This is a genomic window from Clavibacter zhangzhiyongii (genome assembly GCF_014775655.1).
In the GTDB taxonomy this organism is placed as follows: Bacteria; Actinomycetota; Actinomycetes; order Actinomycetales; family Microbacteriaceae; genus Clavibacter; species Clavibacter zhangzhiyongii.
This window is the reverse complement of record NZ_CP061274.1, coordinates 1,150,554-1,176,963: the sequence shown is the minus strand read 5'-3', so window position 1 is coordinate 1,176,963 and position 26,410 is coordinate 1,150,554. Positions and strand designations below refer to the sequence as shown.

Sequence of the window (26,410 nt, the reverse complement as noted above, 5' to 3'; positions counted from 1 at the left end):
GCCCCTCCAGACCCACCGGGAGACCCCTCATGGCCGACGAGCCCACCCCGAATCCCGAGGACGAGTTCCGCCGCATGCTGGAGCGCTTCCTGGGCGCCGACGGGCAGATCGACCCGGACAAGCTCGCGGGCGCCGCCGGCCTCCCGCAGGACCCCGAGACGGTCCGCCAGCTCCTCGCGCAGCTCCAGGGCGCGCTCGCGAACAGCGGCGACGGCGTCGACTGGAAGGTGGCGCGCGAGGGCGCGCGCCAGCTCGCGTCCGCCGAGCAGACGCAGGTCACCGCCGCCGCGTCCGCGCCGCTCGACCAGGCGTTCCAGGTCGCCGCGCTCTGGCTCGACGAGGTCACCCACGTCAGCCAGCTCACGGTCGCGCCGCGCCTCGTCACCCGCGCGCAGTGGACGGAGCTCACGATGCCCGTGTGGACGCAGCTCGCCGAGCCCGTAGCCCTCAGCATCGCCGACTCCCTCACCGAGGTGCTGCAGCAGAACGCGCCCGAGGAGATGCAGGGCATGGTCGCGGGCGCCGGGCGCATGATGCGGAACCTCGGCGGCACGCTGTTCGCGATGCAGCTCGGCCAGGTCGTCGGGCAGCTGTCCACCGAGGTCGTCTCCGGCGGCGACGTCGGCATCCCTCTGCTCGACGACCAGCAGGCCGCGCTCCTGCCGCAGAACGTCGCCGGCTTCGGATCCGGCCTCGACGTCCCCGAGGACCAGGTCCAGATCTACCTCGCCGTGCGCGAGCTCGCCCACGCGCGCCTGTTCCGCCACGCCCGCTGGCTGCGCCTGCAGCTCATCTCCTCCATCACGGAGTTCGCGAAGGGCGTGCACATCGACACCGACCGGCTCGAGACGCTCGCGGAGGGCTTCGACCCGTCGAACCCCGAGGAGCTGCGCCAGGCCATGGTCGACGGATCCCTCATCCCGCCGAAGACCGACGCGCAGCTCGCCGCGCTCGCGCGCCTCGAGACGATGCTCGCGCTCATCGAGGGCTGGGTCGACGTGGTCACGGCCGCGGCCACGGTGCGCCTCCCCCGGGCCTCGGCCATCGCCGAGACGGTGCGCCGCCGCCGCGCGACGGGCGGGCCCGCCGAATCCGCGTTCGCGACGCTGGTGGGCCTGGAGCTCCGGCCGCGCCGCCTCCGCGAGGCGGCCGCGATGTGGCAGGCCGTCACCGACGGCGTGGGCGCGGAGCAGCGCGACGCGTTGTGGTCGCACCCCGACGTGCTGCCCGCCTCCGAGGACATCGACGCGCCGCACGCGCTCGTCGCCCGCCTCACGCAGGGCGAGCCGGAGCCCGACGAGGTCGACCAGGCGCTCGAGGACCTGCTGAGCGGATCCGACGCAGGCCGTCCCGTGGAGGACGGCCAGGGCCGCGCCACCGAGCCCGGCGCGCCGACGGACGAGGGTCCGGACGACTCCCCCGGCGCGGATCCGCGTCCCGTCTGACGCACGGCCGCACCCCCTGCCGAGGCCGGCACCGCACCCGCGGTGCCGGCCTCGTGCGTCCCGGGCCCTTCGCCGCCCGGGCATGCGCCGCGGGCGTCCGCCGCCTGTGGACGCACCCCGCGCGGGAAGCGCACGTCGGGCACCCTCCGGGCCCATGGCCCTCCGACTCGATCCCCGCCTCCCGCTCGTCTGGCGCACGCCCGACTCCCTCCAGCTCGGCGTCGACCGCCCGCCCGTCGTCCTCACCGCCGTGTCGCGGCTCGACGAGCGCCTGCTCGCCGCGCTCGTGCAGGGAGTCAGCCGCGGCGGCCTCGACATGATCGCCGCGTCGGAGGGCGCGACGCCCGCGCAGGCGTCGCAGCTCCTCGACCTCGTGCGGCCGGCGCTCCTGCCGCCGCGCGAGCCGGGGCCGGCGGTCGCGTCACCGGGCGACGCCCCGACGACGCGCCGGACCGGCCCGGTCGTGGTGGCGGGCGGCGGCGCCACGGCCGGCCGCCTCGCCGACGCCCTCGCCCGCGCCGGGCACGACGTGCGGATGCAGGGCGGCGGCGAGGACGCGGATCCCCGCGCCGCCCTCGCGTTCGTCGTCGCGCACTTCGCCATCGCCCCCGCGGTCTACGGGCGCTGGGCACGGGAGGACGTGCCGCACCTGCCCGTCGTCCTCGGCGACCGGCACGCGGTCGTCGGCCCGCTCGTCGAGCCGGGGCGCACGGTCTGCTGCTACTGCCTCGACCTGCACCGGCGGGACGCGGATCCGGCCTGGCCCGCCATCGCGACGCAGCTGCTCGGGCGCGACAGCGGATCCGACGCGGGCCTCGTGCCCGCCGAGGTCGCGGCCCTCGCCGCGCGTCCCGCGCACCGGCTGCTCACGACGGGCGAGAACCCGCTCGCCGCGCACCAGGCGGTGCTCGACGTGCGGACCGGCAGGATCAGCCGCCGCGCTTCGCTCCCCCACCCGAGATGCGGGTGTCGAGCTCTGCCAGGAACCGCGACGGCTCCCGCTGACCCGAGCGCTGCGGTCCGCTCCGGCTCCAGGAGAGCCGCAGGCCGGATCGGGCGCGCGTGATCCCCACGTAGAGGAGGCGCCGCTCCTCGTCCACCGCCTCGAGCGTCTGCGCGTAGCTGATGGGCACCAGCCCCTCGCTGAGCCCCATCAGGTAGACGTGCTCCCACTCGAGGCCCTTGGCGGAGTGCAGCGTCGCGAGCGTGACGGCGGAGACGGTCGGCTCGTGCTGGCCGGCCTGCCGCTCGAGCAGCTCGTCGGTGAACGCGCGGAAGGTGCTGCCGGCGGGCATGCGCTCGGCGAGGCCCATGATCGCGTCGAGGGACTCCCAGCGGTCGCGCACGGCCCCCTGCTGCTCGGGCGGCTGCTGGCTCCAGCCGAGGCCGCGGAGCACGTCGCTCACCGACTTGAACAGGGGCTCGCCGGAGATGGAGACGGACGCGCCGCGCAGCGCGAGGAGCGCCTGCTTGATCTCCGGGCGGTCGAAGAAGCGCTGGGATCCGCGCACCTGGTAGCTCACGCCCGCGTCGCCGAGCGCCTGCTCGAGCACCGCGGACTGGCCGTTCATCCGATAGAGCACCGCGATGTCCTCGGGCGCGATGCCGGAGGCGATCTGCTGGGCGATGGCGCCGGCGACGGCCCGCGCCTCGGCGCCGTCGGACGGGAACGCGCTCACCTGCGGCGCGCGGAAGCCCTCGCCGCGTCCGGGCACCGCCGTGGACCCGCGCCCGCGGCCCGCGGCGGCGGTGGTGGTGGTGCCCGTGCCGTCGCCGTCGGGATCCGCGTCGGCCGAGACGAGCGTGAGCGCGCCCGGCCGGCCGCGCATCAGCCGGTTCGCCGCCTCGGTGATGCCCGAGGTCGACCGGTAGTTCCGCTCCAGACGCACCACGGTCGCCTCGGGGAACCGCGACGCGAAGTCGAGGAGGTAGGCGCTCTTCGCGCCCGCGAACGAGTAGATGGTCTGGCTGGCGTCGCCGACCACGCAGAGGTCGCGGCGGTCGCCCATCCAGAGGTCGAGGATCGTCTGCTGCAGCGGCGAGACGTCCTGGTACTCGTCGACCACGAAGAAGCGGTACTGCTCGCGCACCTGCTGCGCGACCCACGGCTCGGCCTCGATCATGCCGGCGGTGGCGAGCAGCACGTCCTCGAAGTCGAGCTGGCGGCGCTGGTCCTTGATGTCCTCGTAGGCCTGGAGGAGGGCGACGGCCTGGTCGGGGTCGAGCTGCGGCGGCAGCGTGCGCGTGGTGCGCGCGGCGAGGCCGTACTGCTCGATCGAGATCATCGAGACCTTGCGCCACTCCACCTCGGCGGCCATGTCGCGGAGGGCGGCCGTGTCGAGGCGGAGGCGGAGGGACTCGGCGGCGTGGCCGAGCATCCGCCCCTTGCTCTCGATGAGGCGCGGCATGGTGCCGCCGACGACCTGCGGCCAGAAGAAGTTGAGCTGCTTGAGGGCGGCCGCGTGGAAGGTGCGCGCGGCGACGGGGCCCGCGCCGAGCTCGCGGAGCCGCCCGCGCAGCTCGGCCGCCGCGCGCGACGTGAACGTGAGCGCCATGACGCGGTTGGGCGGGTAGACGCCGGCCTGGATCCCGTAGGCGATGCGGTGCGTGATGGCGCGCGTCTTGCCCGTGCCGGCGCCCGCGAGGACGACGACCGGGCCGAGGAGCGCCTCGGCGGCGAGGCGCTGCTGGCGGTCGAGCGCCTCGAGGAGGGACTCGGCGGACGGCACCTCCGTCTCGGGCTCGGCGGGCTCCGCGACGGGGACCGGACCGAGGGCGACGGGTGCCGGGAGGGCGCCGGACGCGCCCGATCCGTAGGGGTCGCGCCCGGGCGTCCCGGGGACGAGCTGGTCGGTCACGATCGGCGGATCACCACTCCCGCTCGCCGTCCTCGAGGGGGCCGCCGTACCACTCCTCGATGATGGCGCGCGCGATGGACGACGGGCCGGGCAGCGCGATCTCGCCGAGCGCGCCGCGCAGCTCCTCGCGGCTGAACCAGCGCAGGTCGATGATCTCGGTGCCGTCCGGCGTCGCCGGCCCGCTCGTCGCGGAGGCCCGCGCGAGGAAGCCGACCATCACCGACGCCGGGAACGGCCACGGCTGGCTGCCGAGGTAGCGGGGATCCTCGACGGTGACGCCGGACTCCTCGAGCACCTCGCGCTTCACGGCGGCCTCGAACGACTCCCCCGGCTCGACGAAGCCCGCGAGCAGCGAGTAGCGGTCGCCGCCCCACATGGCGTTGGCGCCGAGGAGGAGGCGGTCGTCCTGGTCGACGACGCCCATGATCACGGCCGCGTCGGTGCGCGGGAAGACCTGCGAGCCGTCGGAGGGCGCGCGGCGCACCCAGCCGCCCTGCTCGACGACGGTCGGCTCGCCCGTCCGGGGCGAGAAGGGGTGCGACGCGTGCCAGTTCGCGGTGGCGAGCGCGGTGGTGAACAGGGCGGCGTCCCGGTCGTCGAGCTGGACGGCGGTGGTGCGCAGCTCGATCCACCGCTCCGCGCCCGGCGCGAGCTCCGCGGCCGCGGCGTCGGTGAGGACCGCGGCGACGACGGGCGTGCCGGCGGGCTCGCCCTCGTGCGCGACGGTCGTGCGGCCGAGGTAGATGCGGATGGTCGCGGCCGGCACGCGGTCGACCGGGAGGAGCTCGAGCGCGGCCCGGCCGTCGGCGGCGGAGCCGAGCGCGCGGTGGCCGTGCATCGGGAGCACGCGCGTGGCGGGATCCGCCCAGAGCTCGTCGAACAGGGCCGGCGAGTCGCGGTGCAGGCCGTCGCGGTCGACGCCCTCGCGGGACAGGGGCAGGCGGGAGAGGAAGCTGTCGAGCACGGGTGACCAATCGACTTCGAGGGCGGACGGGCCGAGGGGCGGGACGTCATCCGTCGTGATCCGCCCACGGTGCGCGTGTGGGGCCGGAAGCGCGTGGCGCGGTGAGACGGAGGGCTCCCGGCGACCTAACCTGTAAGGCATGGCCAGATCCCACCTCACTCTAGCCGCGTTGGCGACCTCGGCCGTCGCGGGGCTCGACGTGGTCCGCAGCTCCCCCTTCACGGCCGGCGGCGCGGGCGACTTCGACTCCGCGCTCCTCACGACGAAGGACGGCCGCGAGCTCCTCGTGCGCGTCCCGACGACGCAGGCGGCCGAGTCCGAGCAGTCCGCCGACCTCGTCGCGCTGCGGGCGCTGAGCACCGGGATCCGCTCCCGCCTGCCGTTCCGCGTGCCCGAGTTCCTGGGGCAGGCGCCCATCAAGCCGACCCGCGGCTTCGTCTACGAGCACGTGCCCGGCCGGGTCATCGCGCTCGACGAGATCCCCGCGGGCGAGGGCCTCGCCCGCTCCATCGGCGCGGCCGTCTCGGCCGTGCACAGCCTGCCGACCGGGTTCGTCGCGGACGCGGGGCTGCCGGTGCTCTCGGCCGCCGAGATCCACAGCCAGACCGCCGCGCTCATCGACCGGGCCGCGGCCACCGCGCTCGTGCCGAGCCTGCTGCTCTCCCGCTGGGAGGAGGCGCTCGACGACGCGTCGCTCTGGCAGTTCCAGCCCGCCGTCGTGAACGGCGCCGTGCAGGCGTCGTCGTTCCTCGTCGAGGGCGACGCCGTCACCGGCGTCATCGGCTGGTCGGAGCTCCGGGTCGCCGACCCCGCGCACGACCTGCACTGGGTGCTGGGCGCGCGCGCCGAGCACGTCGCCGAGAGCGTGTTCCGCGCGTACAACTCCGCGCACCACGTGACCGTCGACCGGCAGCTGAAGCAGCGCGCGCTCCTCTACGCGGAGCTCGAGATCGCCCGCTGGCTGCTGCACGGCACCGACACGCGCGACCAGGGCATCATCGACGACGCGGTCAACATGCTCAGCGCGCTCGTCGACACGGTGCGCGCCGACGAGGGCCACCGCATCTCGCACGAGACGCTGCCCGTGATGGACGTCGACCAGGTCGAGGAGATGCTCGACTCCCGGCCTCAGCCCACCGTCGGCCCCGACGGCCCGCGCGACGCGTCCGGCGTGCGCGCACCCGACCAGAGCGCCACGAGGTCCTCCTCGGAGTAGAGCCACTCCGGTCGCAGGGACCGGTCCTCGGCGACGAAGTAGAACTCGGCGTCGATGAGGTCCGGGTCGATGCCGCGCCACTTCGCGAACGCGAGGCGGTAGAGGGCGAGCTGCAGCTGCTTGAGCTCGAGGTCGGCCGCGTCCTTCGGGGTGCGGCCGGTCTTCCAGTCGACGACGCGGTACCGGCCGTCGATGAGGAACACGGCGTCGATCTTGCAGATGACGACCTGGCCGGCGAGCTCCATGTGGATCTCGACCTCGACCTCCTCGGGCCTCCGGCTCGCCCACTCGCTCGCCTCGAAGGTCGCGCGCAGCCGGTCGAGGTCCTCCTGCTCGACGGGCGGCTCGGTCGGGTCCTGGTCGAGCTCGACGCCGGACGCGTCGATGACGTCGGCCGTGCCGGCGGGCCCGTAGCGCGCCTCGACCCAGCCGTGGAAGAGCGTGCCGAGCCGGGTCTGCCGGTAGGGGCGCTCCGGCATGGGGCGGCGGAGCCGGGCGGCGACGCCCGCGGGATCGCTCACGAAGTCCTTGAAGCGCGACGCGGGGATGCGCGTGGGCAGGTCGACGAGCTCGGCGTCCCGCGCGCGGGCGTCGCGCTCGGCGAGGAGCAGGTTGATGTCGCGCGTCCAGACGGTCTCGGCGTGCGGGTCGGCGGAGGCCACGGCCTCGGCGGCGGCCCGCACGCGGGCCTCCCGCGGGCCGAGCGGCGGCAGGGGCCAGGCGACGCGCGCGGATCCGGGCTCGAGCGGGTTCTCCTCGAGCTGGGGCGACTCGGGCAGCGCGTCGGGCGCGATGAGCCCGACCTCCTGGATCTCGCGGAGGAACGCGCCAGGCCCTCGCGGCTTCTGCTGCGTGGACCAGAACGACCCCGTGAGCAGCAGGTCGGACCGCGTGCGCGTGATGGCCACGTACGCGAGCCGGCGCTGCTCGGCGGCGTTGCGCTCCTCGAGCTCCTCGCCGAAGGCCTCCATCGCCTCGGCGAAGTCCTTCTGCGTCAGGGCGCCGCGCCAGGCGAGCGACGGCAGCTCGGCGGAGTCGCCGCGGAACTCGAACGGCAGGGCGCCGAACGCGACCCAGCCGCGCTTCTCGCGCAGCGTGCCGGGCAGCTCGCCCTCGACCATGCGCGGCACGGCGACCACGTCCCACTCGAGGCCCTTGGAGCCGTGGATGGTGAGGATCTGCACGGTGCCGGGCTCCGGCTCCTCGGTGCGCGGCGCGAGGTTGTCGCGCCGCTCCGCCTCGGCGAGCCAGGCGAGGAACGGGCCGAGCGTGCCCGCGGAGTCGCCCTGGAGGTAGCCGGCCACCTGCTCGGTGAAGGCCTCGAGGCTGGCGCGGCCGAGCGGATCCGTCTCGTTGGCCGCGACCTCGATGTCGAGCAGCAGCTCCTGCTGGACGACCGTGACCAGGTCGACCAGGTCGAGCCCGACGCGGGACCGGAGCACCTGCAGCTGGCGACCGCAGGCGCGGAGCCGCGCGAGGCCCTCCTCGCTGAAGCCCGCGAGCGCGCGGTGGCCGTCGGGCGCGCCGGCGACGAAGTCGAGCGCGTCGACGACGGAGCCCACCTCGTCCGGCACGACGGAGGCGCGCAGGCCCGCGCGCACCTCGGCGGCGAGCTCCCTCTGCGCGGGGTCGCGGGACATGAGCCACGACGCGACGCGCGACAGGGCGTGCACGTCCTTGGTGCCGATGCGCCAGCGCGCGCCCGTGAGCAGGCGCACCAGCTCGCTGCCCGCGGTGGGCTCGTGCAGCACCCGGAGGACGCAGACGAGGTCGACGACGGCCGGCTGGTCGAGCAGACCGCCGAGGCCGAGCACGCGGAACGGCACGCCGCGGTCGGCGAGCGCCGTCGTGAAGGGCTCGATGGTCTTGAGCGAGCGGCAGAGCAGGGCGGCCGAGCGGGGGCGGCCGTCCGATCCCTGCTGCCGCAGCCGGTCGGCGAACCACGCCGCGACGGAGGCGGCCTCGTCGGCGACGGTCTCCTCGTACGCGACGTCGAGGCGGCCGTCGCCCGCGTCGGGGCGGGGCTCGAGCCGGGCGACGGGGATCCTGGACGCGGCCGTGAGCGGCTCGACGATGCGGTTGGCGGCCCCGAGCACGGCGCCCGGGTTCCGCCAACTGGTGGAGAGCGCGTACACGGGCACGTCCGCGCCGGCGGCGCCCTCGGGCGCGAAGTCGGCGCCGAAGCGCGCGAGGTTCGCCGCGCTCGCCCCGCGCCAGCCGTAGATGGACTGGTGCGGATCCCCCACCGCCATGACGGGCGTGCCGCCGAACAGCGTGGCGAGGAGCCGGGTCTGCACGACGGAGGTGTCCTGGTACTCGTCGAGCAGCACGACGCGGAACCGCTTCCGGTGCTCGGCGACGACCTGCGGCACGCGCTCGCAGATGGCGAGCGCGAAGGCGACCTGGTCGCTGTACTCCACGAGCCCGCGCCGGGTCTTCTCCTCCTGGAAGCGCACGGCGAGGTCGACGAGCGGCGGCAGCGCGCCGACGGCGGCGACGGCCTCGGCGGCGGGCGCCTTCCGGATGCGGGCGGATCCGAAGGGCAGCTCGCCGAGCCCGACGAACGCGTCGGCGAGACGCGCGACCTCCGCGGGGTCGGCGACGTTCTCGCCCATCGCGCGGCTGAGGGAGATGACGGCCTGGGTGATGGGATCAACGCCCCGCCCGAGCTCGAGCAGCCGCGGGTCGGTGCTCTCGACGACGAGCCGGCGCGCGAGCTGCCACGCGGACGCCTCCGTGAGCACCACGGACTCCGCCTCGCGCCCGATGAGCGTGGCGCTGTCGCGGAAGATGCCGTTGGCGAACGCGTTGTAGGTCTGGACAGTGGGCGTGGCGAACGCGTCCGCGGGGGCGGCCGCGAGCCCGGCCTGCTGCAGCTGCTCGATGCGCGCGCGGATGCGCACCCCGAGCTCGCCCGCGGCCTTGCGCGTGAAGGTGAGGCCGAGGATCTCCTCGACGCCCACGTGCCCGTTGGCGAGGAGCCAGACCACGCGGCTCGCCATGGTCTCCGTCTTGCCGCTGCCGGCGCCCGCGACCACGAGGCCGGGCTCGAGCGGCGACTCGATGACGCGCCGCTGCTGCTCGGTGGGGTTCGGCAGGCCGAGCGTCTCCGCGATGCGGCGGGCGCTGATCATGCCGCCGTCGCCGGCGGCGGCCGCCTCCGCGCCGCTCGCCTCCGCGCCGCTCACGCCGACACCGCCCGCACGAGGTGGATGCGGTACCGCCGGGCCGATCCCGGATCCCGCTCCCCCAGGTCCGGCGTGCCCTCGAAGGTCGCGCCCGCCATGCCCTGGGCCGCGTCGGCGATGCGCGCGCGGAACCCGTCGAGCTCCTCGCGCGTCAGCGGCTCCTGCGGCAGCTCGCGGTAGGGCAGGCCGCGCGTGCCGCCCGAGACGTACAGGAGCTTCGCGCCGCCGGACGGGGCCTCCTCGGGCACCCGCGCGAGCGCGCGCTCCACGAACGCGAGCTGGTACGACCCCAGCTGCGCGTGCGCGGGGATCTCAGCACGTGTCGGGTAGTGGCGCCCGGTCTTCAGGTCGACGATGACCACCTGCCCCTCCTTCGTCAGCTCGATGCGGTCGATGGTGCCGCGGAGGCGCGCGACGCCCACCTCCAGCTCGAAGGAGCCCTCGGCCGCGAGCATGCGCCCGCCGTCCGCGGCGAAGTCGCGGAGGTACCCGCTGACGCCGGCGATGAGCTCGCCGGCCTGGCGCCGCTCGCGCTCGCCCACCCAGGGCGACTCGAAGGGCAGCTCGCCCCAGCGCTCGTCGAGCCGGGCCTCGAGGGCGGGCGGGCGGAGGTCGGCGTCGGGATCGAGGCTCGCCTCCTCCATGACGGCGTGCACGATGGTGCCGATGCCCATGGCCGTGCTCGTGGATCCGCCGGACGCCTGGTCGATGAACCAGTTGAGCGGCGAGCGCTCGAAGGCCTCGAGCCGCGACGGCGACACGGGCACGCGCGCCTCGGGGTCGGCCAGGTCGACGACGGGCTCCGTCGTGGACGGCGCGCGCAGGCCGTACCACTCGGCCGGATCCGCGCCCGTGACGCCCTCCGCGGCGAGGCGCGCCAGGGCGGAGGCGGAGGCGAGGCCGCGCTCGCGGGTGGCGTCGGCGGAGCGGCGCGCCGTGCGGTCGCCGGAGGCGACGCGTCCGTCGTCGAGGAGGACGGCGTCGCGGTGCACGACCGCGAGCTCCCGCCGGAGCGCGCCGACGAGGCCGCGGAGCGAGAGCGGGTGGTCGGGCCGGATGCGCAGCGCGGCCGGCGCGTCCTGCGCCACGCGCCCCGCCTCGGCGCCCGCCTCCGCCTCGGCGAGGCCGGGCGCGGGCGGCACGAGCCGGAGGAACGGCGACGGCGCCTCCTCGTCGTTCGCGGTGGCGCTGAGGACCACGACGCGCGACGCGCGCGAGACGGCGAGCGCGAGCATCCGCAGCTCGTCGGAGAGCACCTCGGCCCGCTCGTCGACGTCGGCCCGGTCGAGCCCGCGGGCGACGGCGGAGAGGCGCTGGGGGTGCAGCAGGGATCCGCGCAGCCGCAGGTTCGGCCAGACGCCCTCCTGCAGCGCGGCGACCGCGACGACCTCGTACCCGGCGCCCACGACCGCGGACGGCGTGGCGACGAGCACGGTGTCGGCGAGCGGCTGCGGCGAGAGCGTGTCCTCGGGCACCTCGGCGCCGAGCAGCTCCTCGACGAAGTCGGAGGCGGGCCGCCCCGGGTTCCGCTCGACGAAGCGCCGCGCGGCCGTGAAGAGCGCGACGACGCCGTCGAGGTCGCGGTTGGCCTGGTCGGCGACGATGCCGGTCTGCAGCGCCTGCTCGAACCACTGCGGCGCGAGGCGGGATCCCTCCCACAGGTGCCAGAGCAGCTCCTCGACGGTGCCGTCCGCGGCCGCGAGCTCCCGCCCGCCCTGCAGCGAGCGCGCGAGGCGGCCGAGGCGCCGGGCGGGCGCGAGGTCGAGCGTCTCGAGCCGGCCGGGCGCCGCGAGCGCCTCGACGAGCAGCTCGTCGCTCGACCGGTGGCCGTCGCCCGCGAGCTCCTCCTGGCGGAGCGCGAGGCGGAGGCGGCGGAGCGCGACCCCGTCGAGCCCGCCGAGCGGCCCCGTGGCGAGCTCGGCCGCGAGCTCCGGCGTGAGCGGCACGCGCCCGAGCACCACGTCGACCGCGCGGATGAGGGCGAGCGCGGCCAGGTCGTCGCGGAGCGCACGCCCGGCGACCGCCGTGCGCGTGGGCACCTCGGCGGTCGCCAGGCTGCGGGCGACCTGGGGCACGAGGGATCCGGAGCGCACCAGCACGACCATCCGCGCCCACGGCACGCCGCCCAGCAGGTGCTCCTCGCGGAGCCGGCGCGCGAGGCGGGCCAGCTCCACGGCGCGCGTGGGCGCCTCGATGACCTGGATCGGATCCGGGTCGTCGACGAGCCCGGGCGCGGATCCCGCCTGCCGCTGCCGCCCCGCGCCCGCCGCGCCGATGCGCGCGGTGACGGCCGAGGTGAGCGCCCGGAGCGCGGGCGGCTGCCGGTGGACCCGGTCGAGCACGAGCGTGCGGAGGTCCGGCAGCCCGAGCACGGTCGACAGCCGGCCGAGCGCCGACGCCTCGGCCCCGCGGAAGGTCGCGGCGGCGACGTCGGGGTCGCCGAACGCGACGACATCCGCCCCGCGCGCCGCGAGCGCCTGGAGGAGGGAGAGCGTGGCGACGGTGGCCTCATGCAGGTCGTCGACGACCACCAGCCGGATCCCCGTGAGCGCCTCGCCGCGCGACACCCGCAGCACGGCCTCCGCGAGCAGCTCCGCGCTGTCGAGGTGGTCGCCGCGGAAGGAGTCGACGACGTCCTCGTACTCGCGCGCGAACGCGGCCGCCGCGACCCACTCAGGCACGTCGTGCGCGCGGCCGAGGTCGGCGAGGGCATCCGGCCGCACGCCCTCCTCCGTCGCGCGCATGAGCAGCTCGCGGAGCTCGGTGCGGAAGGCGCGGAGCCGGCGCACCTCGACGCCGAGCGGATCCGGCCAGGCCGGCCCGGTGCCCAGCTCCTCGTGCCCGGCCAGCAGGTCGGCGATGATCTGGTCCTGCTCGGCCCCCGTGAGCAGCCGCGGCGGCTCGGTGCCGGTGGCGGCCGCGTGCCGAGCGAGCACCTCGAACGCGACCGACGTCGCGGTGCGCGCGAGCGGCCCGAGCGTGGGCACCCCGACGCGCAGCGCCAGCTCGTCGCGGAGGCGCGTGGCCGCCGCCCGCGACGGCGCGAGCACGAGCACCTCGGCGGGGTCGAGCCCCTGCGCGAGGATGCGGTCGGCGACGAGCTCCCGCAGCGCGGTGGTGCGGCCGGATCCCGGCGCCCCGAGCACCGCGGCGCTGACGCCCACGGGCAGGTCGACGACCGCGCGCTGCGACGGGTCCAGCTCGACCGCGGGCCCCGCGTCGCCCGGGTCGGATGCGGCGGGCGGCTGGCGGAATCCCCGGATGGTCACGCGCCCACGCTACCGGCGGCCCCCGACCTCGACGGATCCGCACGAGCGCCGCCGCGCGCGGCCCCGCGCCCGGCCGACGCCCGCCCGCGCTCCCCCGTCCGCCCTCAGTGAACGCCGCGGATGCGCTCCGGCCGGTGCCCTAGCCTCAAGGGAGCACCGTCGCATCCGACGCATCGAAAGGCACCTCCCGTGGAAATCCGTATCGGCCTCGTCAACACCGCCCGCGAGCTCTCCTTCACCACCAAGCAGACGCCCGAGGAGGTCCAGCGGACCGTCACGGACGCCGTCCGCGACTCCTCGCCCTTCATCTCCTTCACCGACGACAAGGGCGCCACGCACCTCGCCGTCACCGCCCACCTCGCCTACGTCGAGCTCGGCAGCGCGGACGCCCCGCGCATCGGCTTCGTCCGCTAGCCGACGCCCGTGGAGCTCCTGTTCGTCGCGCTCTTCGGCGCCCTCGTCGGCCTCGTCGCGCGCTACGCGCTCCCCCACCGCGCCACGCACGGCGCGCTGCTGGTGCCCGCGACGGGCGCGGCGGCGGCCATGGTCGCCTGGGTCGCGCTCACGTGGGCGGGGCTCCCCTGGGACCAGGGCGTCATCTGGATCGCGACGCTCGGCGTCTCGGCCGTCGTGTCCGCCCTCGTCGATGTGACCGTGGGACGACGGCGCGCCGCCGCGGATGCCCGCGACCTGCAGGCGATCGGCGGCTGATCCGCCCGCACGACACGACGCCCGGCCCCGCGAGGGACCGGGCGTCGTCGCGTCGGGGGCGCGCGTCAGGCCGTGAGGCCGAGCGCGTCCATCCGCCGGGTGTGGGCCGTGATGATCCCCGCGAACACGGGCTCGAGGTGCACGCGCGCGTCGTCCGGGTCGGCGAGGGACGCGCGCATGGCCGTCCCCGCGACGAGGAGCGTGTCGCCGACGAGGCGGCGGCCCCACATGGCGAGGCGCGATGCGAGGCGCGGGTCGCGGCGGATCCCGGCGCGCACCGCGTCCACGATCCCCTGCTGCCCGACGCCCGAGGAGAGCAGCACGACGACGCGCTGGCGCTGGTCCGACGGCAGTCCCGAGGCGAGGCGCACGAAGAAGTCGTCGAGGAGACCGGTGGTGATGTAGGAGGAGAGCAGGCTCTCGTACCAGTCGGCGCCCTGGACGGTGCCGGTGAAGCGGTCGAAGGCGGCGCGGTGCGGCTCCATCACGGCGCTCGGGTCGCCGCCCAGCCGCTTGATCTCCGCGGCGAGCGCCTGGTGCTTGCCGAGCGCGATGCCGGCGGCCGTGGAGACGGCCTCCTTGCCCGCGAGGTCGGGCGCCTCGGTCACGGCGCGCGAGAGCGTCTCGAACACGGTGAGCTGCAGGTACGCGACGGCGCCGAGGAAGCGGAGGGTGTCGGGCGAGAAGTCGTCCACGCTCACGGTGGGCGCGGCGGCGCGGCGCTTCGACTCGCCGCGGGACCTGACCCGCGGCGCCTCGATCGTCGTCGACCGGCGTCCGAACATCTTGAGCACGTGGCCAGCGTATAGGGAGCGGGAGGCGGCGTCGGGGCCCCCGCCCGCTAAACTCGCCCGTGGTCCCTCAACGGAAGGGCCCCATCGCGCCCCCAGGACAGCAGACCGGGCGTGGACCGCACCGCTAGACAGGGCACAACGTGACTTTCACCGAACTGAACATCGACGAGGACATGGTCCAGGCGCTCGCCGACCACGGGATCCTCGAACCCTTCCCCATCCAGGAGCAGACCATCCCCCTGGCGCTCTCCGGCCAGGACATCATCGGGCAGGCCAAGACCGGCACCGGCAAGACCTTCGGGTTCGGCCTCCCGCTCATCCAGCGGCTCGGCCTCACCCCCGAGCCCGGCGTGCAGGCCCTCGTGGTCGTGCCGACGCGCGAGCTCGCGGTGCAGGTCACCGAGGACCTCCAGATCGCCACCGCGCACCGCGCCACCAGCGTCGTCTCCATCTACGGCGGCAAGGCGTACGAGGGCCAGATCGAGCAGCTCAAGGCCGGGGCGCAGATCGTCGTCGGCACCCCGGGCCGCCTCCTCGACCTCGTGGGCCAGCGCCTGCTCTCGCTCAAGGACGTGCGCGAGATGGTGCTCGACGAGGCCGACAAGATGCTCGACCTCGGCTTCCTCTCCGACATCGAGAAGCTCTTCGCGCAGACCCCCGCGGTCCGCCACACCATGCTGTTCTCGGCCACCATGCCGGGCCCGATCGTGGCGCTCGCCCGCCGCTTCATGACGAAGCCGATCCACATCCGCGCGACGGACCCCGACGAGGGCCTCATGCAGGCGAACATCCGCCACCTCGTCTACCGCGCGCACAACATGGACAAGGACGAGGTCATCGGCCGCATCCTCCAGGCCGAGGGCCGCGGCAAGACCGTCATCTTCACGCGCACCAAGCGCGCCGCCGCCCGCCTCGTCGAGGAGCTCAACGACCGCGGCTTCAACGCCGCCGCCGTGCACGGCGACCTCAACCAGGAGCAGCGCGAGCGCGCCATGGCCGCGTTCAAGGCAGGCAAGAAGGACATCCTCATCGCCACGGACGTGGCGGCGCGCGGCATCGACGTGCTCGACGTCACCCACGTGATCAACCACACCATCCCCGAGGACGACAAGGCGTACCTGCACCGCGTCGGCCGCACGGGCCGCGCGGGCAAGACCGGCATCGCGGTCACGTTCGTCGACTGGGACGACCTGCACAAGTGGGCGCTCATCAACCGCGCCCTCGAGTTCGGCCAGCCGGAGCCCACCGAGACGTACTCGTCCTCGCCGCACCTGTTCACCGACCTCGACATCCCGGCCGGATCCAAGGGCCGCCTCCGCGCGACCCCCACGGTCAACCCCGACGGCACCCCGCGCGAGCGTCCCGGCAGCCGCGGCTCCGACGGCGGGCGCGACGGCGGCCGCTCGGGCGGACGCGACGGAGGCCGTGGCGGCGACCGCTCCGGCGGACGCGGCGGCGAGCGCGGCGGCGAGCGCACGCGCACCCGCACCATCAGCACGGGCTCCGGTCCCGCCGAGGCCACCTCCGCCATCGGCAGCGAGCAGCCGAACACGGCCGGCGGTCACGACGCTCCGCACGCCGACGGCCAGACCCGTCCGCGCTCGCGCAACCGCCGCCGCCGCTCGGGCGGCGACCGCCCGACCGCCACGTCGTAGCGCGCACCCGCACCGCACGCGCCGAGGGGCCGCATCCATCCGGATGCGGCCCCTCGGCACGTTCGGCGTGCGCCGCCCTGGACGGGTCGAGGCGGTGGCGGGATCAGGCCGTCGGCACCGGCACGACGGGAGCCCAGCCGGTCGCCCGCTCGACGATGCGCGCGAGCACGGCGGGCTCGGTTGAGTTCTCGGCGAGCCGGTTGGGCTTGCCCGCGCCGTGGTAGTCGCTGGATCCGGTGACCTCCAGGCCGAACCGCTCCGCCAGCGCGGTCAGGCGCACGCGCGACTCCGGCGGGTTGTCGCGGTGCCGCACCTCGAGGCCGAAGAGGCCGGCGGCGACGAGCGCGGTCATCCGCGAGTCCGACAGCACGCGCTCCGGGCCCCGGGCGCCGGGGTGCGCGAGGACGGCGAGGCCGCCCGCCGCGGTGATCAGCTCGACGCCGAGGATCGGGTCCGGCGCGTAGTGCGGCCGGTAGTAGCCGCCCTGCCAGTGCAGGATGCTCTCGAACGCGGCCGTGCGCGTCGGCACGTGCCCGCGGGCGACGAGCGCGTCGGCGATGTGCGGCCGGCCGATGGTGCTGCCGGGCGTGGTCTGCGCGAGCACGTCGGCCCAGGTGAGCGCGTAGTCGCGGGAGATGCGGCCGACCATCGCCTCGGCGCGGGTCATGCGCTCGGTGCGCACGCGCGCGGTCATGGCGGCGAGGTCGACGTCCGCGGGGTCGAAGAGGTACGCGAGGACGTGCACGCTCGCGTACTCGAGCTGCGTGCTCATCTCCATGCCGGGGACGAGCGCGATGCCGTGCGCGCGCGCCGCGTCGGACGCCTCGGCCCAGCCGGCCGTCGAGTCGTGGTCGGTGAGCGCGACGGTCGAGAGGCCCTGGGAGGCGGCCTGGGCGACGAGCTCGGCGGGGGTCTCGGTGCCGTCCGACACGGAGCTGTGCGTGTGCAGGTCGATGGGACCCGGCTGCTCCTCAGGCATCCCGCCATCCTACGCGGCGGGATCCCGCGGTCCCGCCGCCCGCGGGCCGCGACGGCTCGCTCCCAGAGAGCCGCCATAGTGTGGACGACGTCATGGGTCGGGTCGTCGGAGCAGCAGTCATCCTCATCACCGCCGCAGGACTCCTCGTCGCCACCTGGCCGCAGCTCCTCGGCCTCGAGCAGACCTACCTCGTCGCGCACGCCGTCGCCATCCGCGGCGGGCTCGTGGCCGCGGCCGCCGCGATGCTGGTGCTGACCCTGATCCTCTTCCTGGTCATCCGCCCGGGCCGCCGGCTCCTCGGCAGCCTCGCCGCCCTGCTCGCCCTCTTCATCGGCGCCAACTCCGCCGTCCTCGCGACCCGCGGCCTCGGCGACACCGCCTTCGCGGAGCCCCGGGACGCGGACGTCACGGTCCTCTCCTGGAACACGCTGGGCGGCGCGACGGGCGCGCGGGCCGTAGCCGACCTCGCCATCGAGTCCGGCGCCGACGTCATCACGCTCCCCGAGACGCGCGAGGAGACGGGCGCGGAGATCGCCGTGCTCATGCGCGAGGCGGGCCGGCCGATGTGGGTCCGCACCGCGGCCTTCGACGACGTGGCCGCCGCGCGGTCCACCACCATCCTCATCAGCGCGGCCTACGGCGACTACCGGCTCGACGAGTCGCGGGGCACCACCAGCGTGCTGCCGACCGTCATCATGGAGCCCGTCGACGGCGTGGGGCCCGTCATCATGGCCGTGCACCCCGTCTCCCCCATCCCCGAGCAGATGGAGAACTGGCGCTCCGACCTCGCGTGGCTCGGCCAGCGCTGCGACGAGGGCAACGTGATCATCGCGGGCGACTTCAACGCGACCCTCGACCACATGAGCCGGTACGGCGGCACGCCGACCGAGCGCGACCAGGTCACCGACCTCGGCCAGTGCGTGGACGCGGCGCGCGCCTCGGGTAACGGGGCCGTCGGCACCTGGCCCACCGGGATCCCCGCGCTCCTCGGCACGCCCATCGACCACATCATGGCGACGCCCGGCTGGGCCGTCACGGGCTTCCGGGTCGTCGAGGACCGGGACGGCGCCGGCAGCGACCACCGCCCGATCGTGGCGCAGCTCACCCCCCTGCGCTGACGCGACCCCTCCACCCGACCCGCGCGGCGGCAGGTGGGATGATCGACGGATGGCCGAGAACACCGACACCGCGTCCGAGACCGCCCCCGCCGACATCGCCGCCGACCCGGCCGCGCCGCTGGCCGCCCCCGAGACCGCCGCGCCCGTGGTCGCCGCGCCCGCCGGCACGGGCGCCGCCCCCGTCCCCCGCGCCACCTCCAACCGCAGCACCACGCCCGCGAGCACGGCCTTCGCCGATTTCGTGTCCTCGAGCTGGGCCGACCGCGACGAGGTCGACCCGCCCGCCCGCGAGCAGGCGCCCTTCGCCGCCGACCGCCGCCGCCGCCTCTCCGCGCTGCACGTCGGCGCGCGCCTCGTGATCCCCGCGGGCCGCCTCAAGCAGCGCAGCAACGACACCGACTACCCGTTCCGCGCGCACTCGGCCTTCGCGCACCTCACCGGCTGGGGCGCCGACAGCGAGCCGGGCGCCGTCCTGGTCCTCGAACCCGTGGCCGAGGGATCGTCCGCCGACGGCTCCGCGCACGCCGCGACCCTCTACTTCCGCGAGCGCGCCGGCCGCGACAGCGACGAGTTCTACGCCAACGCCGAGATCGGCGAGTTCTGGATCGGCCCGCGCCCCTCGCTCCGTCAGGTCGCGGCCGACCTGGGGATCGCGACCGCGCCGCTGGCCGACGTCGACGCGGCCGTCGAGGCGCCCGGCGACGTCCGCGTGATCCGCGAGGCCGACGCCGCGCTCGCCGCCCGCGTCGACGCGGCCCGCGCCGCGACCGCGGACGCGGATGCCGTCGATGGCGACGCCCCCGACGGCGACGCCCGCCTCGCCCGCGACGCCAGCGAGCTGCGCCTGGTCAAGGACGCCTACGAGATCCGGCAGATGCGCGAGGCCGTCGACACGACCGGCCGCGGCTTCTCCGACGTGATCGCCGACATGCCCGCGGTCCTCGCGCACGCCCGCGGCGAGCGCGTGGTCGAGGGCGTGTTCAACGCGCGCGCCCGGGCGGACGGCAACACGGTGGGCTACGACACCATCGCCGCGTCCGGCCCGCACGCCTGCATCCTGCACTGGACCCGGAACGACGGACGCGTCGTGCCGGGCGACCTGATCCTCATCGACGCGGGCGTGGAGCTCGACAGCTACTACACGGCCGACATCACGCGCACCCTGCCGGTGTCGGGCACGTTCACCGACGTGCAGCGCGAGGTCTACGAGGCCGTGCGCGAGGCCGCCGACGCGGCGCTCGCCATCGTGCGCCCCGGCATCCGCTTCCGCGAGGTGCACGCCGCGGCGATGCAGGTCATCGCCCGCAGGGTCGCCGACTGGGGCATGCTCCCCGTCACCGCGGAGGAGGCGCTCCAGGCCGACGCCCAGCACCACCGCCGCTACATGGTGCACGGCACCAGCCACCACCTCGGGCTCGACGTGCACGACTGCGCGCAGGCACGCCGCGACATGTACATCGACGGCGTCGTGGAGGCCGGCATGGTCTTCACCATCGAGCCGGGCCTCTACTTCCAGCCGGACGACCTCACGGTGCCGGAGCGCTTCCGCGGCATCGGCGTGCGCATCGAGGACGACATCCTGGTGACCCGCGACGGCGCCGAGAACCTGTCCGCGGGCATCCCGCGCACGGCCGACGAGGTCGAGGCGTGGATGGCGGGACGCGCCTAGCCGACCGGGCGATGGGCGGGGCGCGCGGGGTCAGGCCCCGGGCGCGCCCTGCTCGCCCACGGGCCGGTCCGTGGAGGTCGGCGGCGCGGTCGGCTCGGGGGCGTCGGATCCGCCCTGCTCGGGCACGCGCTCCCCGTACCGCCCCACGGGCCGCGACGCGGGCGCGGGCGCGACCGGCGGCGTCTCGACGACGGGCTCGCCGTAGACGGAGGTGCTCGCTCCGCCGATGCCGAGCACGTTCCGCGCGCGGTTCAGCGAGTCGGGCTCGACGACCACCGAGTAGCTGGTGGCCGTGACCTGCATCACCGACGTGAAGTCGCGTCGGCGGCGCGTGATGCTGTAGCTGACGATCCCGTAGATGGCGCCGAAGCCGACGCCGATGATCACCGCGCCGACCACCACGGAGAAGTTCGGGACGGGCGAGAAGAGGAACGTCACGAGCCCGAGGAAGAGGCCCAGCCACGCGCCGCTCGCCGCGCCGGCGGCCGCGGCCCGGGCCGAGGTGAGCTTGCCGGTCACGCGCTCGACGCTCGTCAGCTCGTTGCCGACGATGCTCACCTGCGTGACGGGGAAGTCGGCCTCCGCCAGCGCGACGACGGCCTCCTGCGCCTCGTCGTAGGTCTCGTAGGTGGCCACCGGCTCGCCTTGCGGCAGCTTCGGCATGCGTGCGCGGGAGGGGCGTCCGAGGAGGGGGTTCGTCACCCGTCCAGTGTTCCACGGGGGCCGGGCGGGTGCTGGGCGAGCGACTAGATTGACTCTGTGAGCGCCTCCCGAGTCTTCGTCGCCCGGCTCGCCGGGTGCAGCGTGTTCGACCCCGCAGGCGACCGCGTCGGCCGCGTGCGCGACGTGCTCGTCGTCTACCGCAAGGACGACCCTCCGCGCGTCGTGGGCCTCATCGTCGAGATCCCCGGCAAGCGCCGCGTGTTCCTCTCCATCGGCCGCGTCACGAGCATCGGCTCCGGACAGATCATCACCACCGGCCTCATCAACCTCCGCCGCTTCGAGCAGCGCGGTGGCGAGGTGCGCGTCATCGCGGAGATCCTGGGGCGCCGCGTGAAGATGCGCGACGGATCCGGCGACGCCGTCATCGAGGACGTCGCCATCGAGGAGTCCGGCCAGGCCGAGTGGGAGGTGTCGCAGCTCTTCTGCCGCCGACCGCGCACGAGCCCCTCCCCCTTCGCCAAGGGCGCCACGCTCTTCGCGGGGTGGGACGAGGTCGCCGAGCTGCAGGATGCCGGCGTCGCCCAGTCCGCCTCGCAGTTCCTCGCCGCGTACTCCGACCTCCTCCCCGCCGACCTCGCCAACACGCTGCTCGACCTGCCCCAGGCCCGCCGCCTCGAGGTCGCCGAGGAGCTGCCGGACGCGCGGCTCGCGGACGTGCTCGAGGAGATGCCCGAGTCGCAGCAGGTGGAGATCATGGCCACGCTCGACGACGACCGCGCGGCCGACGTGCTCGACCAGATGCAGCCCGACGACGCCGCCGACCTCATCGCCCAGCTCTCCGAGGAGCGCGGCGAGGCGCTGCTCGAGCTCATGCAGCCGGAGGAGGCGGACGACGTCCGCATGCTCCTCAGCTACGCGCCCGACACGGCCGGCGGCCTCATGACCACGGATCCCGTCATCGTCTCCGGCGACGCGACCGTCGCGGAGGGCCTCGCGCTCATCCGCCGACACGAGCTCGCGCCCACGCTCGGCGCCGCGGTGTGCGTCACGCTGCCGCCGTACGAGCCGCCCACGGGCCGCTTCCTCGGCATGGTGCACTTCCAGCGGATGCTGCGCTACCCGCCGCACGAGCGCCTCGGCACGCTGCTCGACCAGGGTCTCGAACCGGTGCGCGCCGACACGAGCGCGGCCGAGGTGTCGCGCATCATGGCGAGCTACAACCTCGTCTCCGTGCCCGTCGTGGACGAGAACCACCGCCTGGTGGGCGTCGTCACCATCGACGACGTGCTCGACCACCTGCTGCCGGACGACTGGCGCAGCGCCGACGCGGAACGCGAGACGCGCAAGCGCGCGACCGCCCGGTTCCACGGCACGGCCACGGCCGCCATCCCCACCGCAGGACCACGACGAGGACGGAGGATCCCCCGTGGCACGGCAGAGTAACCGCGACATCCGCCTGGACGCCCCCAAGGGACTGCGCACGACGGTCCTCCCGCTGCGCAACCGCACGAGCCGCGACCGCTTCGGCCGGTTCACGGAGTCCATCGCTCGCGGCATGGGCACGCCCTGGTTCCTCGTGGGCCTCACCGCGTTCTGCGTCGCGTGGATCTGCTACAACACGTTCGGCCCCGAGTCGGCCCGGTTCGACTCGGCCGCGCTCGGCTTCACGGCGCTCACGCTGATCCTGTCGCTGCAGGCCTCGTACGCGGCGCCGCTCATCCTGCTCGCGCAGAACCGGCAGGACGACCGCGACCGCGTGCAGATCGAGCAGGACCGCCAGCGCGCCGAGCGCAACGTGGCCGACGTCGAGTACCTCGCCCGCGAGGTCGTGTCGCTCCGGCTGCAGATGAAGGACGTCGCGTCGAAGGACTTCATCCGCTCGGAGCTCCGCCAGCTCCTCGAGGAGCTCGACCGCCGCGACGACCCGGAGGCGGACGACGCCGAGGGCACCTCCCGCAGGACGCATGGCCGCTGAGGCCCCCGGGGCGTCGGCGCTCACGGCCGACGCGGTGCGCCGCGCCCTCGTCGGCGTGGTCGACCCCGAGATCCGCCGTCCCATCACCGAGCTCGACATGGTCTCCGACGTGCGCGTCGAGGACGGCGGCGTGGCGCACGTCGACATCGCGCTCACCATCGTCGGCTGCCCCGCCGCGACGTCCATCGAGCGCGACGTGCGCGAGACGGTCGAGGCGGTCCCGGGCGTCGCGCGGCTGGAGCTCACGGTGGGCGTGATGAGCCCCGAGCGGCGGCGCGCCCTCACCGAGCGGCTGCGCGGACCCGCGGCGAAGCGCGGCATCCCGTTCGGCTCCGACAGCCTCACGCGCGTCTACGCGGTCACGAGCGGGAAGGGCGGCGTCGGCAAGTCCACGCTCACGGCCAACCTCGCGGTCGCGCTGGCCGCCAAGGGCCTCGCGGTGGGCCTCGTCGACGCGGACGTGCACGGCTTCTCCATCCCCGGGATCCTCGGCCTCGTGGGCGCCGACGGCCGCACGGCCCAGCCCACGCGCGTCGGCGACATGATCCTGCCGCCCGTCGCGCACGGCGTGAAGGTCATCTCCATCGGCATGTTCCTGGATCCCGACTCCGCGGGCGGCACCGCGGTCTCCTGGCGGGGGCCAATGCTGCACCGCACCATCCAGCAGTTCCTCACCGACGTGTTCTTCGGCGACCTCGACGTGCTGCTGCTCGACCTGCCGCCCGGCACGGGCGACGTCGCCATCACCGTCGGGCAGCTGCTCCCCCACGCCGAGGTGCTCGTGGTCACCACGCCGCAGCCGGCCGCGGCCGACGTGGCCGAACGCAGCGGGCTCGTCGCGCGGCAGACGGGGCAGCGCGTCGTCGGCGTCGTCGAGAACATGGCCGGGTTCGCGCAGGCCGACGGATCCGTGCTCGAGCTCTTCGGGACGGGCGGCGGCGAGGAGGTCGCGCGCCGGCTCTCCGTCGGGCAGGACGTGCCCGTGCCGCTCATCGCGAGCGTGCCGCTGAGCGTCGCGCTGCGCAGCGGCGGCGACGCGGGAGCGCCCATCGTGCTGGCCGACCCGGGAGACCCGGCGGCGCAGAGGATCCAGCAGGTCGCCGACCACCTCGCCTCGCGCGGCCGCGGCCTCGCGGGTCGGCGGCTCGGGCTCTCCGTCTCGTAGCGCTGCGGCTGCGCGCACCGCGGTCGGGCCTTGCAGCGCCCGCCTCACATGCGAGGAGGACGGCAGCCCGCGGGCTGCCGTCCTCCTGGTGCGTGCGTCGGGATCCGACTACACGTGGCTGCGGTGCGTGCGCGTCGGCACAGCGCGGTAGCCGTCGCGCGCGGTGACGACGACGGTGCCGGCGATGGCGGAGACGGAGAGGGCGGCGACGGCGATGAGGAAGACGGTCATGGTGGTGCTCCTGCGGGAAGGCGGATGGCGGCGCATTCCGCCGCACCACCAATGAGACCACCGGGCATCGTTCAGGACAAGCTCATAGTCCTTGCCCGGTTGTGTAGCCTGCCTTCATGGACATCCGCCGCCTCGAGCTGCTCAGAGAGCTCGCCGACCGCGGCAGCGTGGGCGCCGTCGCCCGGGCCGCCGGCCGCACCCCGTCGGCCGTCTCGCAGCAGCTCAAGGTGCTGGAGCGCGAGGCCGGCGTGCCCCTCACGGAGCGCTCGGGACGCGGGATCGTGCTGACGGACGCGGGCCGTGCGCTCGCCCGCACGGCGACCGACATCGCGGTGGCGGTGGCGCGGGCGGAGGCGCTCTGGGAGGACTTCCGGCACCAGCCGTCGGGCGAGGTCACCCTCGCCACCTTCCCCACCGCGGCGCAGATGCTGCTGCCCGGGCTGCTCGACCGCGTCGCCGGGATCCCCGACCTCACGCTGCGGGCCAGCGACCGGGATCCGGCCTCCCGCGCCTTCGCCGACCTCACCGCGGACTTCGACGTCGTCCTCGCCCACTCGCTCGCGGGCGCCGGCACGTGGCGGGGTCTCGGCCTCGTGATCGTGCCGCTCATGGTCGAGCCGCTCGATGTCGCGATGCCCGCCGACCACCGCCTCGCCGGCCGCTCCTCCGTCAGCCCGGCCGACCTCAGCGGGGAGCCGTGGATCGGCGTGCCGCAGGGCCTGCCGTTCGACCGGATCCTCCTCGACATCGAGCAGGCCGTCGGGGCACCGGCGCGCGTCGTGCAGCGGTTCAGCGACACCCGGATCACGGAGTCGCTCGTGGCCGCCGGGCACGGCATCGCCCTGCTGCCGCGCTACACGGCAGGCGAGCACGACGGCGTGGTCGTGAAGCGGCTGTCGGGCGTGGCGTCGAAGCGGCACCTGCACGTGCTGCTGCGACCCGATCGGGCGGAGCGGCCGTCGGTGCGCGCGGTCGTCGACGCGCTCCGGGAGGAGGCGCGCGCGGTGGACGCGCGCGTCAGCGGGACGGCCTGAGCAGACCGGGATCGACGCGGGTCAGGTGGCCTCGGCGTCGAAGGGCGCGGGCTGCGCCGATGCGGCGGCGGCCTCGCGCTCGAGCCGCTGGCGGCGCGCGACGGTGGTCTCCACGGGGACGCGCGGCTTGGTGACCACGGGCTCGTCCTCGAACAGCGCCTCCTTGATGATGCGGCGCGGGTCGTACTGGCGCGGGTCGAGCTTCTTCCAGTCGACCTCGTCGAACTCCGGGCCCAGCTCGTCGCGCATCCGCTCGCGCGCTCCGGTGGCCATGCGACGCACGGTCTTCACCAGGTCCGCGAGCTTCTGGGTGTAGATCGGCAGCCGCTCGGGGCCGAGCAGGAACACGGCGATGATGCCGATGAGCATCAGCTTCTCGAACGTCAGGCCGAACATGATCACAGGCTAGCCGGTCGCCGCCCGATCTCCGCCCGATCCACGCGCCCGCGCAGGGTCCGGTCAGCCCGGGCCGCCCGTCGGGGGCTCCGCGGACAGCCGGGGCCGGTCGCCGCCGTCCGGCCGGCACTCCCCGGGCCGATACCCTGGGGACCCGGAAGAGGGAGGTGCCGCGTGTCCGACCAGGAGACCGGGTGGAAGTTCGCCGAGGACGTCGTCGTCGAGGACGAGCACATCGCCCTGGCGCGCCAGCACTCCCGGGAGCTCGGCATCGAGGCCGTCTCCCCCGCCGTCGGCGCGCAGCTCTCGCTCCTGGCCGCGGCGACGCGCGCCACGAGCGTCATCGAGATCGGCACGGGCGCCGGCGTCTCCGGCCTCTGCATCTTCCGCGGCGCTCCGCGGGCGATCCTCACGAGCATCGACGTCGAGTTCGACCACCAGCAGGCGGCCCGCGAGATCCTCGCGGACGCCGAGGTGCCCGCCAACCGCGTGCGCCTCATCACGGGCCGCGCGCTCGACGTGCTGCCGCGCATGAGCGACGCGAGCTACGACCTCGTGCTCGTGGACGCGGATCCCGGTCAGGTCATCGAGTACGTCGAGCACGGCCTGCGCCTCGCGCGCACCGGCGGCCTCGTGCTCGTGCCCCACGCGCTCTGGCGCGGACGCGTGCAGAACCCGGCCGCGCGCGACGCGCAGACCGCGGCGTTCCGCACGCTCGTGCAGGAGACCGCGGGATCGGGCGCGGTGGTGGCCGCGCTCACCCCCGCGGGCGACGGGCTGCTCCAGATCGCCAAGACCGGACGCTGACGGCGGCCTCCCGCCGGGAGACGCCCGAGAACGGCACCGCCCGCCCCGTCGATGACGGGGCGGGCGGTGTCGCGTGGTGCGCTCGTCGACTAGCTCGCGCTGGTGACCGCGGCGAGGGCGTCGTGAAGCTCCTTCGCTTCGGCGTCGTTGACGGAGACGACCAGACGGCCGCCACCCTCCAAGGGCACGCGCACGATGATGAGCCTGCCCTCCTTCACGGCCTCCATCGGTCCGTCGCCGGTCCTGGGCTTCATGGCTGCCATTCGGCTCCCC

The 26,410-nt window shown here is 75.2% G+C and carries 22 protein-coding genes and 1 pseudogene; 13 read left to right on the top strand and 10 right to left on the bottom strand.

Features of this window, described 5'->3' with window-relative positions; genetic code table 11:
• The first annotated feature begins 29 nt into the window (after positions 1 to 29).
• Together H9X71_RS05640 and H9X71_RS15065 are read left to right on the top strand one after the other, a co-directional pair.
• Positions 30 to 1,445 carry a zinc-dependent metalloprotease gene (locus tag H9X71_RS05640; protein ID WP_191148706.1) on the top strand — a complete coding sequence of 472 codons (1,416 nt, stop codon included), beginning with the start codon at positions 30 to 32 and terminating at the stop codon, positions 1,443 to 1,445.
• A gap of 82 nt (positions 1,446 to 1,527) precedes the next feature.
• Positions 1,528 to 2,400 (top strand): annotated as a pseudogene (locus tag H9X71_RS15065) (TOMM precursor leader peptide-binding protein); the annotation flags it as partial.
• On the opposite strand, the gene H9X71_RS05630 reads toward H9X71_RS15065, so the two are convergent.
• Complete coding sequence (locus H9X71_RS05630; protein ID WP_191148705.1) at positions 2,375 to 4,303, bottom strand: ATP-dependent helicase; 1,929 nt, start codon at positions 4,301 to 4,303, stop codon at positions 2,375 to 2,377. The pseudogene H9X71_RS15065 and the gene H9X71_RS05630 overlap by 26 nt on opposite strands.
• 10 nt (positions 4,304 to 4,313) lie before the next feature.
• A complete protein-coding gene (gene nudC, locus H9X71_RS05625) occupies positions 4,314 to 5,267 on the bottom strand; it encodes an NAD(+) diphosphatase (RefSeq protein WP_191148704.1) in 954 nt (317 codons plus the stop codon).
• A 139-nt stretch (positions 5,268 to 5,406) separates the two neighbouring features.
• Here nudC and H9X71_RS05620 point away from each other — a divergent pair, with 139 nt between their 5' ends.
• Positions 5,407 to 6,483, top strand: a complete 1,077-nt coding sequence (locus tag H9X71_RS05620) for a phosphotransferase (protein WP_191148703.1) — start codon at positions 5,407 to 5,409, stop codon at positions 6,481 to 6,483.
• Here the strand turns inward: H9X71_RS05620 and H9X71_RS05615 are convergent.
• The gene (locus tag H9X71_RS05615) at positions 6,396 to 9,617 is read right to left on the bottom strand and encodes an ATP-dependent helicase (RefSeq protein WP_191149096.1); all 3,222 of its coding nucleotides are present in this window, start codon (positions 9,615 to 9,617) and stop codon (positions 6,396 to 6,398) included. The genes H9X71_RS05620 and H9X71_RS05615 overlap by 88 nt on opposite strands.
• A 50-nt stretch (positions 9,618 to 9,667) precedes the next feature.
• Positions 9,668 to 12,940, bottom strand: a complete 3,273-nt coding sequence (locus H9X71_RS05610) for an ATP-dependent helicase (RefSeq protein ID WP_191148702.1) — start codon at positions 12,938 to 12,940, stop codon at positions 9,668 to 9,670.
• 189 nt (positions 12,941 to 13,129) lie between these two features.
• Between H9X71_RS05610 and H9X71_RS05605 the strand changes: the two genes are divergently transcribed.
• Both H9X71_RS05605 and H9X71_RS05600 read left to right on the top strand, forming a co-directional pair.
• Positions 13,130 to 13,354, top strand: coding sequence for a DUF3107 domain-containing protein (locus H9X71_RS05605; protein WP_012037881.1), 225 nt, complete (start codon positions 13,130 to 13,132; stop codon positions 13,352 to 13,354).
• A gap of 9 nt (positions 13,355 to 13,363) precedes the next feature.
• Positions 13,364 to 13,651, top strand: a complete 288-nt coding sequence (locus H9X71_RS05600) for a hypothetical protein (RefSeq protein WP_191148701.1) — start codon at positions 13,364 to 13,366, stop codon at positions 13,649 to 13,651.
• Positions 13,652 to 13,716: 65 nt separating this feature from the next.
• Here H9X71_RS05600 and H9X71_RS05595 read toward each other — a convergent pair whose 3' ends face one another.
• On the bottom strand, positions 13,717 to 14,436 hold the full coding sequence (locus tag H9X71_RS05595; RefSeq protein ID WP_213017093.1) for a ferritin-like fold-containing protein: 720 nt from the start codon (positions 14,434 to 14,436) through the stop codon (positions 13,717 to 13,719).
• Between the two features lie 149 nt (positions 14,437 to 14,585).
• Here H9X71_RS05595 and H9X71_RS05590 point away from each other — a divergent pair, with 149 nt between their 5' ends.
• On the top strand, positions 14,586 to 16,100 hold the full coding sequence (locus H9X71_RS05590; RefSeq protein WP_191148699.1) for a DEAD/DEAH box helicase: 1,515 nt from the start codon (positions 14,586 to 14,588) through the stop codon (positions 16,098 to 16,100).
• 103 nt (positions 16,101 to 16,203) lie between these two features.
• Here the strand turns inward: H9X71_RS05590 and H9X71_RS05585 are convergent, their stop codons facing one another.
• Positions 16,204 to 17,079: a PHP domain-containing protein gene (locus H9X71_RS05585; RefSeq protein ID WP_191148698.1), complete on the bottom strand. Its 876-nt coding sequence runs from the start codon at positions 17,077 to 17,079 to the stop codon at positions 16,204 to 16,206.
• 80 nt (positions 17,080 to 17,159) lie between these two features.
• Between H9X71_RS05585 and H9X71_RS05580 the strand changes: the two genes are divergently transcribed.
• Positions 17,160 to 18,197, top strand: a complete 1,038-nt coding sequence (locus tag H9X71_RS05580; protein WP_244961823.1) for an endonuclease/exonuclease/phosphatase family protein — start codon at positions 17,160 to 17,162, stop codon at positions 18,195 to 18,197.
• 49 nt (positions 18,198 to 18,246) lie between these two features.
• Positions 18,247 to 19,866, top strand: a complete 1,620-nt coding sequence (locus H9X71_RS05575; protein ID WP_191148697.1) for an aminopeptidase P family protein — start codon at positions 18,247 to 18,249, stop codon at positions 19,864 to 19,866.
• A gap of 30 nt (positions 19,867 to 19,896) precedes the next feature.
• Here the strand turns inward: H9X71_RS05575 and H9X71_RS05570 are convergent, their stop codons facing one another.
• Complete coding sequence (locus H9X71_RS05570; protein WP_191148696.1) at positions 19,897 to 20,568, bottom strand: YflT domain-containing protein; 672 nt, start codon at positions 20,566 to 20,568, stop codon at positions 19,897 to 19,899.
• 57 nt (positions 20,569 to 20,625) lie between these two features.
• On the opposite strand from H9X71_RS05570, the gene H9X71_RS05565 reads away from it, so the two are divergent.
• The 3 genes from H9X71_RS05565 to H9X71_RS05555 are packed head-to-tail and all read left to right on the top strand — an operon-like array spanning position 20,626 to position 23,669.
• Positions 20,626 to 21,972, top strand: a complete 1,347-nt coding sequence (locus H9X71_RS05565; protein ID WP_191148695.1) for a magnesium transporter MgtE N-terminal domain-containing protein — start codon at positions 20,626 to 20,628, stop codon at positions 21,970 to 21,972.
• Positions 21,956 to 22,504 carry a DUF1003 domain-containing protein gene (locus tag H9X71_RS05560; protein WP_191148694.1) on the top strand — a complete coding sequence of 183 codons (549 nt, stop codon included), beginning with the start codon at positions 21,956 to 21,958 and terminating at the stop codon, positions 22,502 to 22,504. Before H9X71_RS05565 ends, H9X71_RS05560 begins: the two co-directional genes overlap by 17 nt.
• Positions 22,494 to 23,669 (top strand): Mrp/NBP35 family ATP-binding protein, encoded by a 1,176-nt coding sequence (locus tag H9X71_RS05555; protein WP_191148693.1) that lies wholly within the window; start codon positions 22,494 to 22,496, stop codon positions 23,667 to 23,669. Before H9X71_RS05560 ends, H9X71_RS05555 begins: the two co-directional genes overlap by 11 nt.
• Positions 23,670 to 23,777: 108 nt before the next feature.
• Here H9X71_RS05555 and H9X71_RS15035 read toward each other — a convergent pair whose 3' ends face one another.
• Positions 23,778 to 23,900, bottom strand: coding sequence for a hypothetical protein (locus H9X71_RS15035; RefSeq protein ID WP_255414062.1), 123 nt, complete (start codon positions 23,898 to 23,900; stop codon positions 23,778 to 23,780).
• 116 nt (positions 23,901 to 24,016) lie between these two features.
• On the opposite strand from H9X71_RS15035, the gene H9X71_RS05550 reads away from it, so the two are divergent.
• Positions 24,017 to 24,934, top strand: coding sequence for a LysR family transcriptional regulator (locus tag H9X71_RS05550; RefSeq protein WP_191148692.1), 918 nt, complete (start codon positions 24,017 to 24,019; stop codon positions 24,932 to 24,934).
• A 21-nt stretch (positions 24,935 to 24,955) separates the two neighbouring features.
• On the opposite strand, the gene H9X71_RS05545 is transcribed toward H9X71_RS05550, so the two are convergent.
• On the bottom strand, positions 24,956 to 25,330 hold the full coding sequence (locus H9X71_RS05545; RefSeq protein WP_191148691.1) for a twin-arginine translocase TatA/TatE family subunit: 375 nt from the start codon (positions 25,328 to 25,330) through the stop codon (positions 24,956 to 24,958).
• A gap of 174 nt (positions 25,331 to 25,504) precedes the next feature.
• On the opposite strand from H9X71_RS05545, the gene H9X71_RS05540 reads away from it, so the two are divergent.
• The gene (locus tag H9X71_RS05540) at positions 25,505 to 26,137 is read left to right on the top strand and encodes an O-methyltransferase (RefSeq protein ID WP_191148690.1); all 633 of its coding nucleotides are present in this window, start codon (positions 25,505 to 25,507) and stop codon (positions 26,135 to 26,137) included.
• Between the two features lie 89 nt (positions 26,138 to 26,226).
• On the opposite strand, the gene H9X71_RS05535 is transcribed toward H9X71_RS05540, so the two are convergent.
• A complete protein-coding gene (locus H9X71_RS05535; protein WP_012037866.1) occupies positions 26,227 to 26,400 on the bottom strand; it encodes a DUF3117 domain-containing protein in 174 nt (57 codons plus the stop codon).
• Positions 26,401 to 26,410 lie beyond the last annotated feature (10 nt).

Bases quoted from the DNA above. Each gene is read 5' to 3' on its own strand.
- H9X71_RS05640 (WP_191148706.1), top strand. From the start codon at position 30: ATGGCCGACGAGCCCACCCCGAATCCCGAGGACGAGTTCCGCCGCATG.
- H9X71_RS05620 (WP_191148703.1), top strand. From the start codon at position 5,407: ATGGCCAGATCCCACCTCACTCTAGCCGCGTTGGCGACCTCGGCCGTC.
- H9X71_RS05615 (WP_191149096.1), bottom strand. From the start codon at position 9,617: ATGATCAGCGCCCGCCGCATCGCGGAGACGCTCGGCCTGCCGAACCCC.
- H9X71_RS05595 (WP_213017093.1), bottom strand. From the start codon at position 14,436: ATGTTCGGACGCCGGTCGACGACGATCGAGGCGCCGCGGGTCAGGTCC.
- H9X71_RS05585 (WP_191148698.1), bottom strand. From the start codon at position 17,079: ATGCCTGAGGAGCAGCCGGGTCCCATCGACCTGCACACGCACAGCTCC.
- H9X71_RS05575 (WP_191148697.1), top strand. From the start codon at position 18,247: ATGGCCGAGAACACCGACACCGCGTCCGAGACCGCCCCCGCCGACATC.
- H9X71_RS05555 (WP_191148693.1), top strand. From the start codon at position 22,494: ATGGCCGCTGAGGCCCCCGGGGCGTCGGCGCTCACGGCCGACGCGGTG.
- H9X71_RS15035 (WP_255414062.1), bottom strand. From the start codon at position 23,900: ATGACCGTCTTCCTCATCGCCGTCGCCGCCCTCTCCGTCTCCGCCATC.
- H9X71_RS05550 (WP_191148692.1), top strand. From the start codon at position 24,017: ATGGACATCCGCCGCCTCGAGCTGCTCAGAGAGCTCGCCGACCGCGGC.
- H9X71_RS05545 (WP_191148691.1), bottom strand. From the start codon at position 25,330: ATGTTCGGCCTGACGTTCGAGAAGCTGATGCTCATCGGCATCATCGCC.
- H9X71_RS05535 (WP_012037866.1), bottom strand. From the start codon at position 26,400: ATGGCAGCCATGAAGCCCAGGACCGGCGACGGACCGATGGAGGCCGTG.